Annotated in this window: 15 protein-coding genes; 13 read left to right on the forward strand and 2 right to left on the reverse strand. The window is 43.5% G+C overall.

The window, feature by feature from the left end:
• Nucleotides 1–5 precede the first annotated feature (5 nt).
• A complete protein-coding gene (hflX, locus tag FYJ75_RS05050; RefSeq protein ID WP_154429375.1) occupies nt 6–1,253 on the forward strand; it encodes a GTPase HflX in 1,248 nt (415 codons plus the stop codon).
• Here the strand turns inward: hflX and FYJ75_RS05055 are convergent.
• A complete protein-coding gene (locus FYJ75_RS05055) occupies nt 1,250–1,951 on the reverse strand; it encodes a FadR/GntR family transcriptional regulator (protein ID WP_154429376.1) in 702 nt (233 codons plus the stop codon). The genes hflX and FYJ75_RS05055 overlap by 4 nt on opposite strands.
• Nucleotides 1,952–2,387: 436 nt before the next feature.
• Here FYJ75_RS05055 and FYJ75_RS05060 point away from each other — a divergent pair, with 436 nt between their 5' ends.
• Genes FYJ75_RS05060 through FYJ75_RS05085 form a run of 6 tightly spaced genes read left to right on the forward strand, consistent with a single transcriptional unit; the run spans nt 2,388 to nt 7,736 of the window.
• Nucleotides 2,388–3,755: a hypothetical protein gene (locus tag FYJ75_RS05060; protein ID WP_154429377.1), complete on the forward strand. Its 1,368-nt coding sequence runs from the start codon at nt 2,388–2,390 to the stop codon at nt 3,753–3,755.
• A 2-nt stretch (nt 3,756–3,757) separates the two neighbouring features.
• On the forward strand, nt 3,758–4,423 hold the full coding sequence (locus FYJ75_RS05065; RefSeq protein ID WP_154429378.1) for a DUF6320 domain-containing protein: 666 nt from the start codon (nt 3,758–3,760) through the stop codon (nt 4,421–4,423).
• Complete coding sequence (locus FYJ75_RS05070; RefSeq protein WP_154429379.1) at nt 4,420–5,346, forward strand: alpha/beta hydrolase; 927 nt, start codon at nt 4,420–4,422, stop codon at nt 5,344–5,346. The genes FYJ75_RS05065 and FYJ75_RS05070 overlap by 4 nt, the downstream gene beginning before the upstream one ends.
• Nucleotides 5,347–5,362: 16 nt before the next feature.
• Entirely contained in the window at nt 5,363–5,716 is a 354-nt protein-coding gene (locus FYJ75_RS05075) for a hypothetical protein (RefSeq protein WP_154429380.1), read from the forward strand.
• A gap of 5 nt (nt 5,717–5,721) precedes the next feature.
• A complete protein-coding gene (locus FYJ75_RS05080; RefSeq protein WP_154429381.1) occupies nt 5,722–6,561 on the forward strand; it encodes a DUF3737 family protein in 840 nt (279 codons plus the stop codon).
• A gap of 11 nt (nt 6,562–6,572) precedes the next feature.
• Nucleotides 6,573–7,736, forward strand: coding sequence for a MalY/PatB family protein (locus FYJ75_RS05085; RefSeq protein ID WP_154429382.1), 1,164 nt, complete (start codon nt 6,573–6,575; stop codon nt 7,734–7,736).
• Here the strand turns inward: FYJ75_RS05085 and FYJ75_RS05090 are convergent.
• Nucleotides 7,728–9,584, reverse strand: a complete 1,857-nt coding sequence (locus tag FYJ75_RS05090) for a S8 family peptidase (protein ID WP_154429383.1) — start codon at nt 9,582–9,584, stop codon at nt 7,728–7,730. The genes FYJ75_RS05085 and FYJ75_RS05090 overlap by 9 nt on opposite strands.
• Before the next feature lie 239 nt (nt 9,585–9,823).
• Here FYJ75_RS05090 and FYJ75_RS05095 point away from each other — a divergent pair, with 239 nt between their 5' ends.
• The 6 genes from FYJ75_RS05095 (at nt 9,824) to FYJ75_RS05120 (ending at nt 15,783) form a co-directional block, all read left to right on the forward strand.
• Complete coding sequence (locus FYJ75_RS05095) at nt 9,824–10,234, forward strand: peptide deformylase (protein ID WP_154429384.1); 411 nt, start codon at nt 9,824–9,826, stop codon at nt 10,232–10,234.
• A 13-nt stretch (nt 10,235–10,247) separates the two neighbouring features.
• Complete coding sequence (locus FYJ75_RS05100; protein WP_235907012.1) at nt 10,248–10,715, forward strand: HD domain-containing protein; 468 nt, start codon at nt 10,248–10,250, stop codon at nt 10,713–10,715.
• A gap of 133 nt (nt 10,716–10,848) precedes the next feature.
• Entirely contained in the window at nt 10,849–12,213 is a 1,365-nt protein-coding gene (locus tag FYJ75_RS05105) for an efflux RND transporter periplasmic adaptor subunit (RefSeq protein WP_154429386.1), read from the forward strand.
• Complete coding sequence (locus FYJ75_RS05110; RefSeq protein ID WP_154429387.1) at nt 12,210–12,908, forward strand: ABC transporter ATP-binding protein; 699 nt, start codon at nt 12,210–12,212, stop codon at nt 12,906–12,908. The genes FYJ75_RS05105 and FYJ75_RS05110 overlap by 4 nt, the downstream gene beginning before the upstream one ends.
• The gene (locus tag FYJ75_RS05115) at nt 12,905–14,512 is read left to right on the forward strand and encodes a biotin/lipoyl-binding protein (protein WP_154429388.1); all 1,608 of its coding nucleotides are present in this window, start codon (nt 12,905–12,907) and stop codon (nt 14,510–14,512) included. The genes FYJ75_RS05110 and FYJ75_RS05115 overlap by 4 nt, the downstream gene beginning before the upstream one ends.
• 17 nt (nt 14,513–14,529) lie before the next feature.
• A complete protein-coding gene (locus FYJ75_RS05120) occupies nt 14,530–15,783 on the forward strand; it encodes an ABC transporter permease (protein ID WP_154429389.1) in 1,254 nt (417 codons plus the stop codon).
• The last annotated feature ends 140 nt before the right edge of the window (nt 15,784–15,923 follow it).

Consider the following 15,923-nt stretch of genomic DNA (forward strand, 5'->3'; position numbering starts at 1 on the left):
GCATTATGGCAGAAGCATTTGAGTTGGAAGAATTACAGGAAAAAGTAATACTGGTAGGAGTCAGCGAGCAGGAGGGAGACGATGCGGAAGATTCTCTTGTTGAGCTTGCAGAACTTGTCAGGACAGCGGGAGCACAGGTGGTTGGAACATTGATCCAGAAGCGTGAACTGATCCATCCGGGAACTTATGTGGGAACCGGTAAGGTGGCAGAGATTGCAGAACTGATTGAACAGACCGGTGCAACAGGCATAGTCTGTGATGATGAACTTTCTCCGGCACAGCTTAAGAATCTGGAGGACCAGCTTCAGACAAAGGTAATGGATCGTACGCTGATCATTCTTGATATTTTTGCTGACCGTGCGACAACCAGTGAGGGTAAGATCCAGGTCGAACTTGCACAGTTGAAATACCGGATGAGCCGTCTGACAGGACTTGGAAGATCCATGTCCCGTCTTGGAGGTGGAATCGGAACAAGAGGTCCTGGAGAGAAAAAGCTTGAGATTGACCGAAGACTGATCAAGGACCGCATTGCCCAGCTGAACCGTGAACTGAAAGAAGTGCAGAAGCACAGAGATGTTGCCAGAGCACAGCGTACCCGGAATCAGATCCCGGTTGTGGCAATCGTAGGTTATACGAATGCCGGAAAATCCACACTGTTAAATCATCTGACGGATGCAGGTGTTCTTGAGGAAGATAAATTATTTGCAACGCTGGATCCGACAACACGTCTTCTGGAACTTCCGGGAAGACAGCAGGTGCTTTTGACGGATACGGTCGGATTTATCCGCAAGCTCCCACATCACCTGATCGAAGCATTTAAAAGTACGCTTGAAGAGGCAAAATATGCAGACTATATCTTTCATGTAGTGGATGCATCCAACCCACAGAGGGATAAACAGATGCACATTGTGTATGAGACGCTTGATCAGCTTGGGGTAAAGGATAAAACGGTGGTAACACTGTTTAATAAACAGGATCTTCGAACCGATGATGAACCAATGCATGATTTTCGTGCAGATCATACATTAGCGATCTCTGCGGCAAAGAATGAAGGTTTAGAAGAGATCAAAGAATTACTATCTGAGATTTTAAGAGAAAATAAAATCTATATTGAACGTGTAATCCCGTATGCGGATGCAGGAATGATCCAGATGATCCGCAAACAGGGAGAACTGATATCAGAAGAATATGAGGCAGATGGCATTGCAGTCAAAGCTTACGTACCGATGGAGGTATATGGAAAGCTTCCTTAATAAATTGGCATTGCCCCGTCAATACTATCTTTAGAGCTTTGGGAGATGTGCTCCAGAAGCTCTTCTTTTTTGCGTGCGAGCAGAAGCTCCATAAATTTCTCGCTGCGCTGAACCAGAGCATCACGTCCGTAATTTATGACAAAGCGGGTCCACAGAGGACAGACAAGTTCGCGGAAAGACATAAAGAATAACGGAAGAAGCATATTCCCGCTGATGTAGGAAAGTTCGTGATATAACCGGAATGTATTTTCTACAACTTCGTCATTGGTTGTACTGTTTTGAATGTTATGAAGCAGCGGAACAAGACTTTGCAGTTCTTCATCGCTTGCCTGGTCAACGGAAAGGGAAGCTGCAAGATTAACCAGTACGATCCGGAGCTCAAGGATCGAACGGACTTCTTTCCGACCGATGTTACCTCCATGGAAATGCATAATGGAAACAAGGGTATCAAGCGTTCCGTTTCTACGGTAGTCTTCAACAAATGTTCCGACTCTTGGTTTTACAACGAGAAATCCCTTTTTTTCCATCTCAGAGATGCCGGAATTTACAACAGCCCGGCTTACCTGCATAGATGCAGCGAGTTCACGTTCGCTTGGAAGTTTCGTTCCAATCGGAAGTTCACCGGATAAGATTTTTGTTTCAAGCTCTGTAATAAATAATTCCTTAAGAGAAGGAGTTGCTAATTTCTGAAAGTTCATTTCTATTCTCCAAAATACTTGGTCATACCAGATACCAAGTCATTTAATTCGATACTTTAAGTTGATAACTACAACAATACTACAATATTCTAATTGGAAAAACAATATATTATTCGCGAAAATATGGAGAAAACGACAATTTTTATCAACGATTGACATAGCACAATAATTGTGCTATGTTTAAGACCTAATGTTATTTGTGCGGCTGGTTGTACCAGAACAGGGATTACCTGGACAACTAAAAACGGATCTCGCAGATATAACAGGAGGGAGTATTTTTCATATTCTTTGGAACCGGCAGATGATTGAGGGGTCATCTGCCGGTTTGACGTTGCGATTGTGATGAATATACATTATAATTGAAACTGTAGCAGACTGGGACAAAAGGTTTGCATGAGTAAGGTATGATTTTTCAGAAAAATGGGATAGTTATAGAATGAGTAAACAGCAGAAACAACAAAAAGATGCAGAGCGCGCTGCTGAGAAGAAAAGAAAACTTAAGGACAGGCAGCTTCGCAGAGAAGATATATTATATCGTAAAACACATCCCATCCGTTGGGATAAACTGGATAATACTGCACATTTGTTTCCGGTTATTGCCGGAGAGAGCATGACCAATGTATATCGGATCAGTGTAACATTAAACGAGAAGATCAATAAACAGATCCTCCAGGAGGCACTCGATATGGTACTCCCGAAATTCGATGGATTTAATGTCCGGCTGAGACAGGGGGTGTTCTGGTATTATTTTGAAGAGAATGGAAAGAGTGCACCCAAGGTTGTGGAGGAGCATACGTTTCCATGCAGGTATATTGAACAGAATCAGAATCATAGCTATATGTTTAGGGTGACTTATTACGATTGCAGGATTAATCTTGAGGTATTTCATGTCCTGACAGATGGAATGGGCGGACTTAATTTTATCCGGGAACTGACTTACCAGTATCTGAGACTGGTGCATCCGGAACTTCGGGAGATCACAGGGGATACGCTCAGTGATGGAACATCGCTGAACAGAGAAGACAGCTTTGTAAAAAATTACAAGAAAAAAAGTCCAAGTGGATATCAGAAGAAGAAAGCTTATATGATACGTCTGGACAAACTTCCATCGGGAGAATTTGGGGTTATGCATGGCAGCATGCAAGTTTCCCAGCTGAAAGAAGTTGCACATCGGTATGGCGGGTCGATCAACGAATATCTGGTTGCAGCATTTGTATGGAGCACGTATGTAGAATGTCTTCACAAAATGCCGTCTGATAAGCCGATACGCGTAGCAGTTCCGGTCAATTTAAGACCGTATTTTGACTCTGTGACAACCAAAAACTTTTTTATCATGGTATCGGCAGAATTCCATCCGACAAAGGAAGAATACACATTTGAAGAGGTTTTTTCCATTATCCAGACAAGCTTAAGATCACAGATCAATAAGGAGCATCTGGAACATCTGTTTTCTTACAGTGTGGCAGGACAGTTGAATAAATTTGCCCGTCCGGTTCCACTCATTTTTAAAAATTTATTCATGAAGATGGTGTATACAAAGTCGGCGCTGGCAAATACCACTACGGTAACAAATATCGGAAATATTCAGGTTGAGGATATTTATCGTCCATATATTTCGAAGTTCCATTCATTTATTGCAATGTCAAAGGGACAGTCGATAAAGGGAACGATCTGTTCTTATGGAGACACACTGGTATTTTCTTTTAGTTCGATTTTTTATGATGCATCGATCCAGAAAGCATTTTTCCGAAAAATAGCAGCAGACGGGGTGGATGTTTCAATTGAGACAAATGGAGTATATTAATTATGAGCAGATGTAAAAAATGTAATATTGAAGTGCTGGATGAAACGGATAAATGTCCGCTCTGCCATCAGGTGCTGGAGAAGGATGGAGTGGCACAGCACAATATGTATCCGAATGTCCGGATTGCGACAAGAAGATTCCGTCTGGCTTCCGATTGCCTGTTATTTGTGTCGATCGTTGCAGAGACGATTATGCTGTATATCAATTATCTTGCAGATTCCCATTTCTGGTGGAGCTTTATTGTAGGGCTGATTCTGATCTACGTCAATGTGACACTGCGTCTTGCCATTATGGGACGGTCCGGTTATCAGTTTAAGATCATAAGTCTTACATTTATTGCAGTTGTGCTTCTTGTGGGAATTGATTTCCTTACCGGATACAAAGGCTGGTCGGTCAATTATATTTTCCCTGCGGGAATTATTCTTGTTGATATTGGAATCCTGGTTCTGATGGCAGTAAATCGCAGGAACTGGCAGAGTTATATGATGCTACAGATTTTTATGATATTATTGGGATTGATTTCATTGATCCTGGTTGCAGTGGGGGTAATTGATTTCCCGTATTTTGCTGTGGCAGCATTTGGGGTATCGTTTTTTATATTCCTTGGAACCGTGATCATTGGTGATCAGAGAGCAAGAACAGAGCTAAAGCGGAGATTTCATTTATGATGGAAAAAGAAACAAGTATTCAGGGAAAGGTTATTCGGGAACTGTTGTCGCATCTGACGAATGATCTGATGATCGGAAAGAAGATCAAATCCGGAGAACTGCGGAAACGTCTGCAGGAACCACCGTGGAAGGTGCCATCCTGTTTTACGATGACACATATTGATATGCCGGGGTTTTCCATGAAATTTCTGGCATCGAAAGAGAATCCAAATACGGATAAGGTAATCCTCCAGCTTCATGGAGGCGGTTATATTGGTGCAGTGCGCAATGCATATTATGTGTTTGCGGGACTTTATAATGAAGTGAGTCATGGCTTAAGTGTTCTGACTCCGGATTACCGGGTCGCTCCGGAGCATCCTTTTCCGGCTGCACTCGAGGATGCGCTGGCATCGTATCGCTGGCTTTTAGATCAGGGATTTTTTGGTGATGATATCATTCTGGCAGGAGATTCGGCGGGGGGAGGACTTGCCCTGGCATTATGTATGTACTTAAAAGAACATCATATGCCGATGCCGTGTGGGATTGTTGCCATGTCTCCATGGACAGATCTGACGGCAAGTGGAGAATCGTATGATACCAACTTTGAGAAAGATCCGCTGTTTGGAAATACACGGGACAGCATGATCTACAATAATTATTATGTCGGAGATGCCGATCCGATGGACCCTTATGTGTCACCGCTGTTTGGAGATTTCAGACAGTTTCCGCCGATGCTGATACAGGTTGGCTCGATCGAGATGCTTCTGAGCGATTCAGTCGAAGTTGCTGCAAAGGCGAGGCAGCAGGGCGTAAAGGTCCGGCTGAGTATATATGAAGGAATGTTTCATGTTTTTCAGATGGCGTATCTGAATATACCGGAGTCCAAAAAAGCATGGGCAGAGGTCGGAAAATTTATAGAAATACTGATGAAAGAAGAAGGTTGAACTGGAGAAAATATAAATGACACCATTAATGGAGAAGCTTGCAGGTATGGGGTGTGACATGAATGCGGCATGGAACCGGTTCTTAAATGATGCGGATTTTTTTGAGCAGTGCTTTCGAAAACTGCTCGAAGATCCAGCGTTTGAAGCGTTGGGGAGCGCGATACAGGAACATGACAAAGAGGCAGGATTTGAATATTCACATATGTTAAAAGGCATTATTGCCACAGTAGGACTGACACCGATGTATCAGGAGATCGAGGCAATTGTGGAACCGCTTCGTGCAGGGCAGGAAGCAGGTGTACAGGAAGCTTACGGAAGGCTTATGAGCAAACGGGAGCAGTTTTGGAAATTACTGGAAGAAGAGAGGTAAATGAAATGAAAAGATATGAACAACAACGATTTACAGGCGAACGCGCTTTATTCATGAGCAGAGATCTGGAACTGGATTTCTGTACATTTGCAGATGGAGAATCACCATTAAAAGAAAGCCGGAATTTAAAAATTACAAACAGTCTGTTCCAGTGGAAATATCCGCTCTGGTATTGTGATAATGTTGAGGTGGAAGATTCCACGATGTTTGAGATGGCAAGAGCAGGAATCTGGTATACCAATCACATTTCCATGAAAAATATTACTTATGAAGCACCAAAAGGTTTCCGCCGTTGTGATGATGTTGTACTGGAAAATGTTTCCATGGTCAATGCACAGGAGACACTTTGGAACTGTCGCAATATCAAAATGAAAAATATTACTGCAAAAGGTGATTATTTTGCAATGAATTGTGAAAATATGGAGATTGATGGATTTACACTGGTTGGCAACTATTCCTTTGATGGCTGCAGAAACCTTACAATCCGCAATGCAAAAATGCTTTCCAAGGATGCATTCTGGAACTGTGAGAATGTGACAGTATATGATTCCTTCATTTCCGGTGAGTATTTTGGATGGAATGCAAAGAATGTAACACTGGTCAACTGTACTGTGGAAAGTCTTCAGGGAATGTGTTACATGGACAATATTGTTATGAAAAACTGCAAGCTGATGAATACGGATCTGTCTTTTGAGTATTCTACTGTAGATGCAGAGATTAAAAGCAATATCGTGAGTGTGAAAAATCCAATCTCCGGATCAATCAAAGCAGAACATATTGATGAAATTATTTTTGACGATGATCAGATCGACAAAACCAAAACTGAGATTATAACAGAACAATAAAAGGAGTGCATATGGCATACGATTTTGACAGGGTACATGACAGAAGACATAGTAATTCCTATAAATGGGATATTCCTGAGAACGAACTTCCGATGTGGGTAGCAGATATGGATTTTCAGACAGCACCTGCTGTAATCGAGGCGCTGAAAGCCCGTGTGGAGGTTGGAAGTTTTGGCTATAATATTGTTCCGGATGAATGGTACGAAGCCATTCAGGGATGGTGGAAAAGAAGACATCATCTTGAAATCCGAAAGGAATGGCTGACATTTTGTACAGGTGTGGTACCTGCAATTACCTGTGCAGTGAAACGCATGACCAATCATGGAGATCAGGTTCTGGTGCAGACACCAGTTTATGATATCTTCTTTCATTCGATTGAAAATACCGGAAGACATGTACTGGAAAGTCCGCTCGTTTACGAAGAAGGACAGTATCACGTGGATTATGTGGATCTTGAAGAGAAACTCAGTCATCCGCTTACGACGATGATGATTCTCTGTAATCCACATAACCCGGTCGGAAAAATATGGTCTAAGGAGGAACTGGCAAAGATCGGTGAACTTTGCCGGAAACATCACGTTATGGTTTTCTCTGACGAGATCCACTGTGATCTCTGTGATCCTGGACAGGAATATGTGCCGTTTGCTTCGGCATCGGAAATATGCGCAGATATCAGTATTACAGCAATATCGGCATCGAAGGCTTTCAATATCGCAGGTCTGCAGACTGCAGCCGTATTTACTCCGAATGAGGGACTTCGCAATAAGATTGTGCGTGGATTAAATACAGATGAGATTGCAGAGCCGAATTCCTTTGCAATCCAGGCAATCATTGCTGCATTCTGTGAAGGAGAGGAATGGCTGAATGAGCTGAATGCGTACATTTATCGCAATAAACAGATTGTGCGTGAGTTTATCAGTCAGAACCTCCCTCAGATTCATGTCATAGATTCGCAGGCAACCTATCTTTTATGGATTGACTGCAGCGCGATCACCGGTCAGACAGATGAACTTTGTGAGTATCTGCGAAAGGAAGCAGGATTATATCTTTCCGCAGGAAGCCATTATCGAGGAAATGGTGCAGCGTTTGTGCGTATGAATACAGCCTGCCCGAAAAGCCAGATCGAAGAAGGACTTCGCAGGCTGGAAAAAGGCATCCGGTTATTTTCAGCTTAGAGAAGGTGTAGTGGGAAAACTGTCACGCAGACAGAGCGTTCCCCAGCCAAGCTCACGGTTAGGGTAATCGGCTTCTGCGCTGATCCGTTTTGCACCGCGCAGAAGATAGGCTTTTATTTTTTCCCCATACAGAAAGGGATCATTCCCATTTACAATTCCATATTGCATCAGAAGTGCGGCACTTCCGGTCACAAAAGGCGTGGCCATGGAAGTGCCGCTTTGCGTCTGGTAGCCTCCGCCCGGTGCACAGGAGGTGATATCAACGCCCGGAGCAGCAAGATCGGGCTTGATCTGTTCGGTTTCCCATGTATAACCGCGTCCGGAAAAAGCTGCAAGTGTGTGAAAACTGGAATCATAGGCAGCCACAGAGATCACTTTTGTGGCAGTAGATGGTATGGTAAGGGTGTTTTCCGGAGTACTGTTTAAAAAGCGTGTTGCCATGTTACGGACAGATACCGATGGCATCCACATGTCCCAGATGCCGGAGACGATATCCTGTGCAGTAAGTGTGACTGTCCAGATGCCGGAAGGAAGATAACTGTCCACGGCAAGAAAATCAAAGTAGATTTCCTGATAACGGCTGTATGGAGCAGGTTCCCCATAGAAAACAAGCAGATCACAGCTTCCAATCCGGTATCTGCCTGTACCCGGGACAGGGTCAATGGCAATGGAACGTGTACCAGAAGGGTCTGTGATCTGAATGGTAAAACGATCCGAATAATTTTTCCAAAGCTGCAGACTGAAAGAAGTTTCATAGTCACTGAGTACAAATTCCACGCGCTGGATGGAGCCGTTATATCCCAGTGAACCGGGAGCAGAAGGGGAGGAATTGACTGTGGTAAGGATTCCGCCTGTATGCCCGGCGGAGCTTCCTTCATTTCCGGTTCCAACGCAGATGGATACTCTGCCGATTCCTGTGATATCATTTAAAAAGGTTTCGAGAAGTGATGTGCCGGAATGGGAACCGTAGTTATTACCAAAACTCAGATTAAGCGCAAGCGGTTTTTGCATGGATTCTGCAAAACGAACACAGTAATCAACAGCCTCCATGAGTTCGACAGTGCTTGGAAAACCACCTGGATCAGAAACACCGAGTTTTACAATGACAAGATCGGATTCGTAAGCAACACCACGGTAAACACCATCGGAGGCTCGGCCGTTTCCGGCAGCAATTCCGGCAACGTGAGTTCCGTGTCCGGACAGATCACGGCTTGGACAGATAGCCAGACGTTCGGTCTCTGTTTCAGACATAAGAGCCTGGTTTATGGTCTGTGAGGAATAAAAGCTTCCCTGCCGGTATCCGTAGACATCATCGGAAGTATCTGCTGTGGAAGCAATCGTCTGATCCCAGAGAGAAAGAATGCGTGTGGTTCCATCCGGATTTCGGAAATCCGGATGCGTATAGTCGATTCCGGAATCAATGACACCGACCAGTATATCTTTGCCGCTTAAACCGCTTTGAAGTCCGGGAATGCCGGAGACCGGACTTCGGGATGTGGAAGATCCCTGGACGGAAGTGATACACGAAGCCTGCCTTGCAGCAAAAGTCGCAAAAAAGAGCCGTTTGGGCTTTTCCATAAAAGTAATATATGGGGTGTCGGACACGGGATCAATCTGATTTTCCGGAATTTGAAGAATTGCATATTGATTGGAAAGAATCGTGATCTTAACATCCGGAAATTGCTGGTTTAAATCCAGAAGGCGGCCACTGTATTTTACAATGACTTTCCAGCTGTTTTGTGCTGGAAGGTAACCGGTCTCAAGGTTGACTGACCTGGAACGTTCTGACGGAGTAACTTCGAGAGCCAGATTCAGAATATTTTCAATTTTTTGATTTTGGATGGACATAGATTCCCACAGAGAAAATTTTTCATACTAATATATGAGACGGAATATATTGTTATGAATCTGACTACATAGTTAAAAGGTGTAACAAATATATTGGATTGTATAGATTTTAGTACATGAATGTGCTAAAATTTATATATATCGGGGGTTACGGTTTTTTATTGTTTGTCAGAAACTGGAAGAGTGTATCTGTGTTTGTGATTGACACAGAATCAGAGAAGGAAAGGATGGGGTGTGGTATGGTGAAGAATGTCAGGAAGGGTGTTTTTTCCCAGGGGCAGAAAGCAGAACCGGCAACTACAGAAGATGTTGCCGTAGCACAGGACCTGTTAGATACGCTTCGGGCAAATGAGAACTACTGCATGGGAATGTCTGCGAACATGATCGGCGTGAACAAAAGAATCATAGCGATTAATGCAGGAATTGTAGATATGCCAATGCTGAATCCACGGATTTTAAACAAGACGACGCCGTATGAGGTGCGTAAGATCCAAAGATCTGCGGAAGACAGGACGATCACCAGATATGATGTGATTGAAGTGGAATATGAGGATATGGACTTCAATAAGAAGAAACAGACTTTTACAGGATGGCTGGCACATCTGATCCAGAATGAGATCGACAGATGTGAAGGGGAACCAGTCGGATAAGGAAGATGTAACATTGAACAAACAAATAAAAAACAGACACGATATCAGAAAGCTGCTGGATGATACAATCCTGCAGCTGGAACGTAATACAAGATTTCTGGAGACGAAGCAGTATCTGCAGCATGGAAAAATGTCAGTATACGAGCATTGCATCCGTGTGGCAGAGAAAAGCTGTGATATTGCATGGAAAATGAGGCTGGACGTGGATTATACGATTTTGATCCGTGGGGCGCTGCTGCATGATTATTTTCTTTATGACTGGCATAAGAAAGATTCATCGCACAGGCTCCACGGATTTTTTTATCCTGGAAAGGCATATGAGAATGCAAAAAGGGATGTGGCACTGACAGAGATTGAGGAGGATATTATAAAGCATCATATGTTTCCACTTACCGTGATTCCGCCGAAGAGCAAAGAGGCCTGGATCGTGTGTATTGCGGACAAAATATGTGCGTCAGAGGAGACTTTAAAAAGAAAATAACACATTAAGAAAACTTTAAGAATCTCCATCCATATTTCTCAATTTTTATCTGTTATAGTGACATCAGGCTTAACATGTGTGTGGTCTCGGCGCATGAAAGGGCGGACAATTGTGAATAACAGGGAGGATAAGAATGAGCAGAAAAAAAATAGGAGTGATCGTGGCAGTCGGAGTGATTGCTGTGGCAGCTGTAATCGGGGGAATCTGGTATTTTGGAAAAGGAAATTCCGGCAGCAGCAAATCTGCAGACAAAGTATTTGTGCAGAAAGTATCGGAAATTGATCAGTGGAATACCGGAGTGAACAGCAGCTATTCCGGAATTGTGGAGTCCCAGGAGACATGGGATGTCAACAAGGACGCGGAGCGTCAGGTGAAAGAAGTGCTGGTGGCAGTCGGAGATACAGTGGACGTTGGTACTCCGTTGTTTACGTATGATACGAAAGAGGCGGAGAATCAGATTGCCCAGACGAAACTGGAGATTGAGAGTATCAGTAATGATATTTCCAATTATAATTCGCAGATTGATGAACTTCAGAAAGAGAAGAAGAATGCACCGGAAGATCAGCAGTTTGAATATACAACACAGATTCAGACCTTACAGACAAATATCAAGCAGTCTGAGTATGACCAGAAGAGCAAACAGGCAGAGATCGATAAGTATCAGCAGACAATCGATAATGCAACTGTGACAAGTAAGATCGCCGGAGTTATCAAATCAATCAATGAAGATGGAACAGATGCATCCGGTAATACGACTGCCTATATGACAGTTCTTGCAACGGGAGATTATCGTGTAAAAGGTAAAATCGATGAGCAGAATGTGTCATATCTGACTGTGGGACAGGAGGTAATCGTGCGCTCAAGAGTGGACGAGAATGAGACCTGGAAAGGAACAATCACTGCGATCGATACCGAGACAACAGCAGACAATAATTCCAATGGTTCTGTGAGCTATATGGATAGTTCAGACAGTAGCTCGGAGAGTGCTACCAAATATCCTTTTTATGTGACATTGGATTCGACAGACGGACTGATTCTTGGACAGCATGTATTCATTGAGCCGGATTACGGACAGACCGAAGTGAAAGAAGGAATCTGGCTGGATGAAAGCTATATCGTGCAGGATGACGGTGATCCGTATGTATGGGCAGCAAATGACAGAAATAAACTGGAAAAACGTAAGGTAGAACTTGGTGAATACGATGATACTTTATTCAAGTATGAGATCGTATCCGGTCTTACGGAAGATGATTATATTACCTGGCCGATGACCGGACTTTACGAGGGCGTAACAACCGTAACCGATGAAAATGAAGTCGATTATTCTTCACCACTTTACAACATGGAGAGCACAGACGCCATGGATATGGATGACTTTTTGGAAGATGGCGATGCAATTTACGATACCGAGGGCGGCATGATCGATGATCAGATGCCTGCCGATGGAGAAGGGCTGATTGATACAGAACAAACAGCAGATCCGGAGGTGGCCGAATGATTCTTAATCTGAACCATATATATAAAGACTACAACCAGGATAAACTGGTCGTTCCGGTCTTAAAGGACGTTGGACTTCAGGTCGAAGAAGGGGAATATGTTGCAATCATGGGACCTTCCGGCTCCGGAAAGACAACGCTTATGAATATTATCGGCTGTCTGGACAGACCAACGTCAGGAACCTACGAATTAAATGATGCAGATGTTCTTCATTTAAAAGATAAAGAATTGTCCAAAGTCCGTCTGAACAGTATTGGATTTGTGTTTCAGAATTTCCAGCTTATGCCGAGGGAAAGTGCATTGGATAATGTCTGCCTTCCGCTTATTTATGCGGGAATCAAGAAAAAAGAACGGCGTGAAATGGCGATGAATGCACTGGAACGTGTCGGACTGGCAGATCGTGCGACATTTAAACCGACACAGTTATCCGGTGGACAGAAGCAGAGAGTGGCAATAGCAAGAGCAATGGTCAACAATCCGAAGATTCTGCTTGCGGATGAGCCTACCGGTGCATTGGATTCCAAGTCCGGACATGCGATTATGGAGCTTTTTCAGAAATTAAATGAAGAAGGGGTCACGATCGTAATGATCACGCATGATATCAATGTTGCACGTCAGGCAAAGCGTATCCTTCATATTATCGACGGAGAAATATCGGAGAATGGCAAGGTGCAGGAGAAGGAGGAAGACGCATGAAAAAACGAATCATAACGATTGTCCTTGTCTGCATTCTTGCAGGTGGAGCAGTGACAGGTGCTGTTTTTGGAATAAAACACTATCAGAAAAATAAACTGGTTGCAGATGTCATGAGTGTATCGTCTCTGAACTGGGGTTACTGGGGCGATTCCATGGAGAGCGAAGGAATGGTGACAAATGATGCGTCCCAGAATGTCTACCCGGAGTCAAATCAGATTATTAAAGAGGTGTATGTGGAAGAAGGACAGGAAGTGAAAGAAGGAGATCCGTTGATGGCATATGATGTCACAAGTCTTCAGCTTTCTCTGGAAGTGAAAAAACTTGCAGTTCAATCGGCAAATGACAAACTTGCAGTAACGAATAAAGAACTGGAACGTCTGAAAAAGACAACACCGGTCAGTGAAAACACACAAAATCAGGTGACTCAGCCGGAAGAACCTGCGTTTACACTGCCACAGCTGACACAAAACAATGATGCATATAATTATATTTCACCGGAAGCACTTCCATATAACGCATCGGATGCGGCACAGAATGGGGCGGCATTAGGCAGTGCAGCAAACCCGTACCGCTATCTGTGCGAAGAGAATGGATATGTGACTGGAAGTTTTATTAATGCGCTTGTAAACGGCGAACTGCCGCTGGATTCAGCGGATGGGGATATCTGGGTTGTTCTGGAAATCCGTGAAGGTAATTCAAAAGACGGAGAACTGATGTCGTCCTGGACGATGAGTCCTTCCACACTTGCAGGCTGCGAGGAGAACACCAGATGGGATATTATGACAAAACAGCAGATCCAGAATGAAGAAACGCAGATTCAGCCGGATGTTCAGCCGGAACAGACTCAGAATAATGCCAGTGAAACTGTCTATACCAAAGAAGAACTTGATAAGGCAATTCAGGATAAGGAGAGGGAATTAAAGAAACTGGATCTCGATAAGAGAAAAGCAGAGCTGGAACTGAAAGATCTGGAAGAGAGTGCAACAGACGGTGTTGTCCATGCAAAGATCAACGGTGTTGTGAAAAAGGTAGGAGATCCTAAGAATCTTCCAAATGATGGAAGTGCATTTCTGACAGTCAGTGGCTCGGAAGGCCTTTACGTCAAGGGGGATATCAGCGAACTGATGTTAGATAAAGTGAAAGTTGGTCAGACTGTTACGGCGACAAGCTGGCAGTCCGGGATGACATTTACCGCACAGATCACGGAGATCGATACCTATCCGGATGACAGTAATTCCTATTATGGGGATGGCAATCCGAATGCTTCCTATTATGCATACATGGCATATATCGACGATCCAACCGGACTTACCAATGGAGAATATCTGAGTCTGACGATAGATACGTCAGACGAGGAAATGGCATCCTCCGGTATTTATCTGGAAACAGCCTATGTAAGACAGGAAGATGGCAGATATTACGTTATGAAGGATGAGGATGGTGTTCTGAAAAAACAGTATGTGACAACTGGAAAAATCATATCCGGTGGATCCGGAATTGAGATTACATCAGGGCTCTCTGAGGATGACTCCATTGCTTTTCCATATGGTAAGACCGCGCAGGAGGGCGTGAAAACACAGCCTTCCGATGGCATGATGTATTAGAAAAGGAGGCGCATCAGATGTTAGAAAATATTCGATTATCCTTTCAGGGGATATGGTCACACAAAATGCGTTCCTTTTTGACAATGCTTGGCATTATCATTGGTATCGCAGCAATTATTGCAATTGTTTCCACAATTCAGGGAACAAACAAACAGATTGAACAGAACCTGATCGGTTCTGGAAGCAACAATGTGAAAGTACAGCTCTACAATGGAGACTGGACATTTGATTTTTCGTATGAGTCCGTACCAGATGGAATTCCGACTGTCACGCAGGATACATTGGATCAGATCAAAGCATTGCCGGAAGTTGAAGATGCTTCTCTTTATCTGAGCAGACAGGATTATGACGGCGTCTATTATCTGAACAATTCGATTTCCGGCGGATATGTAAACGGAATTGATGAGAATTATTTTGATACATGTGGATATGTGATGAAATCGGGAAGAGGATTTACCGAGGACGATTACAACAATTCCAGAAAGGTTGCAATTCTGGATGAGAATTCCGCACAGTCTCTGTTCCAGGGAACAGATCCTATGGGCAAGACGATCGAAGTAAAAGGAGAGCCGTTTGTTGTCATTGGAATTGTGACACAACTGGAAAAATTCGAACCGGTAATTAATTCACTGGATGATTACTATACTTATGCACAGGATACCAGCGGATGTGTTTATGTGCCGGATCGCGTATGGCCGGTTATCTATCAGTATGATGAACCGCAGCAGGTGGTATTAAAGGCGAAGAGTACAGAGGATATGACAAATGCAGGAAAGAAGACAGCCGATCTGTTAAACGGCAATCTGAATGTATCGGAAGATAATGTAAAGTACAAATCACAGGATCTTTTAGAGCAGGCAAAACAGATTCAGCAGCTGAGCCAGTCAACCAATACGATGCTGATCTGGATCGCAGGAATTTCACTTCTTGTCGGAGGTATCGGTGTTATGAATATTATGCTGGTATCAGTAACAGAGCGTACCCGTGAAATCGGATTAAAGAAAGCAATCGGAGCAAGGAAGGGGATGATTCTTGGACAGTTTCTGACAGAGGCAGTGGTACTTACCAGTCTTGGAGGCCTGATCGGAGTAATCGTCGGAATTGTTCTTGCTGAGATTATTTCAAAACTGAATGCAACGCCGGTATCGATCAGTGTTCCGGCAGCGATTCTTGCGGTTGCATTTTCTATGCTGATTGGAATCATCTTTGGACTTCTGCCATCTTATAAGGCAGCAAATCTGGATCCAATTGAGGCACTTAGAAGAGAGTAAAAATACGAAAATATAAGAAACCGTCTCACATGAAACGGATTTTTGAAATGCATCTGGATTGTATGATGAAAAGTACAATACCAGGTGCATTTTCGTGCAAACAAATGTAGAAAAATTCTCATTTATAAGGTAGAATGAAA

Source organism: Roseburia porci, from assembly GCF_009695765.1.
Classification (GTDB): domain Bacteria; phylum Bacillota; class Clostridia; order Lachnospirales; family Lachnospiraceae; genus Roseburia; species Roseburia porci.

Excerpts from the sequence above, each read along its gene's own strand:
- FYJ75_RS05075 (WP_154429380.1), top strand. The coding sequence starts at position 5,363 with ATGACACCATTAATGGAGAAGCTTGCAGGTATGGGGTGTGACATGAAT.
- FYJ75_RS05115 (WP_154429388.1), top strand. The coding sequence starts at position 12,905 with ATGAAAAAACGAATCATAACGATTGTCCTTGTCTGCATTCTTGCAGGT.
- FYJ75_RS05055 (WP_154429376.1), bottom strand. The coding sequence starts at position 1,951 with ATGAACTTTCAGAAATTAGCAACTCCTTCTCTTAAGGAATTATTTATT.
- FYJ75_RS05090 (WP_154429383.1), bottom strand. The coding sequence starts at position 9,584 with ATGTCCATCCAAAATCAAAAAATTGAAAATATTCTGAATCTGGCTCTC.
- FYJ75_RS05105 (WP_154429386.1), top strand. The coding sequence starts at position 10,849 with ATGAGCAGAAAAAAAATAGGAGTGATCGTGGCAGTCGGAGTGATTGCT.
- hflX (WP_154429375.1), top strand. The coding sequence starts at position 6 with ATGGCAGAAGCATTTGAGTTGGAAGAATTACAGGAAAAAGTAATACTG.
- FYJ75_RS05070 (WP_154429379.1), top strand. The coding sequence starts at position 4,420 with ATGATGGAAAAAGAAACAAGTATTCAGGGAAAGGTTATTCGGGAACTG.
- FYJ75_RS05095 (WP_154429384.1), top strand. The coding sequence starts at position 9,824 with ATGGTGAAGAATGTCAGGAAGGGTGTTTTTTCCCAGGGGCAGAAAGCA.
- FYJ75_RS05120 (WP_154429389.1), top strand. The coding sequence starts at position 14,530 with ATGTTAGAAAATATTCGATTATCCTTTCAGGGGATATGGTCACACAAA.
- FYJ75_RS05065 (WP_154429378.1), top strand. The coding sequence starts at position 3,758 with ATGAGCAGATGTAAAAAATGTAATATTGAAGTGCTGGATGAAACGGAT.
- FYJ75_RS05085 (WP_154429382.1), top strand. The coding sequence starts at position 6,573 with ATGGCATACGATTTTGACAGGGTACATGACAGAAGACATAGTAATTCC.
- FYJ75_RS05080 (WP_154429381.1), top strand. The coding sequence starts at position 5,722 with ATGAAAAGATATGAACAACAACGATTTACAGGCGAACGCGCTTTATTC.
- FYJ75_RS05060 (WP_154429377.1), top strand. The coding sequence starts at position 2,388 with ATGAGTAAACAGCAGAAACAACAAAAAGATGCAGAGCGCGCTGCTGAG.
- FYJ75_RS05110 (WP_154429387.1), top strand. The coding sequence starts at position 12,210 with ATGATTCTTAATCTGAACCATATATATAAAGACTACAACCAGGATAAA.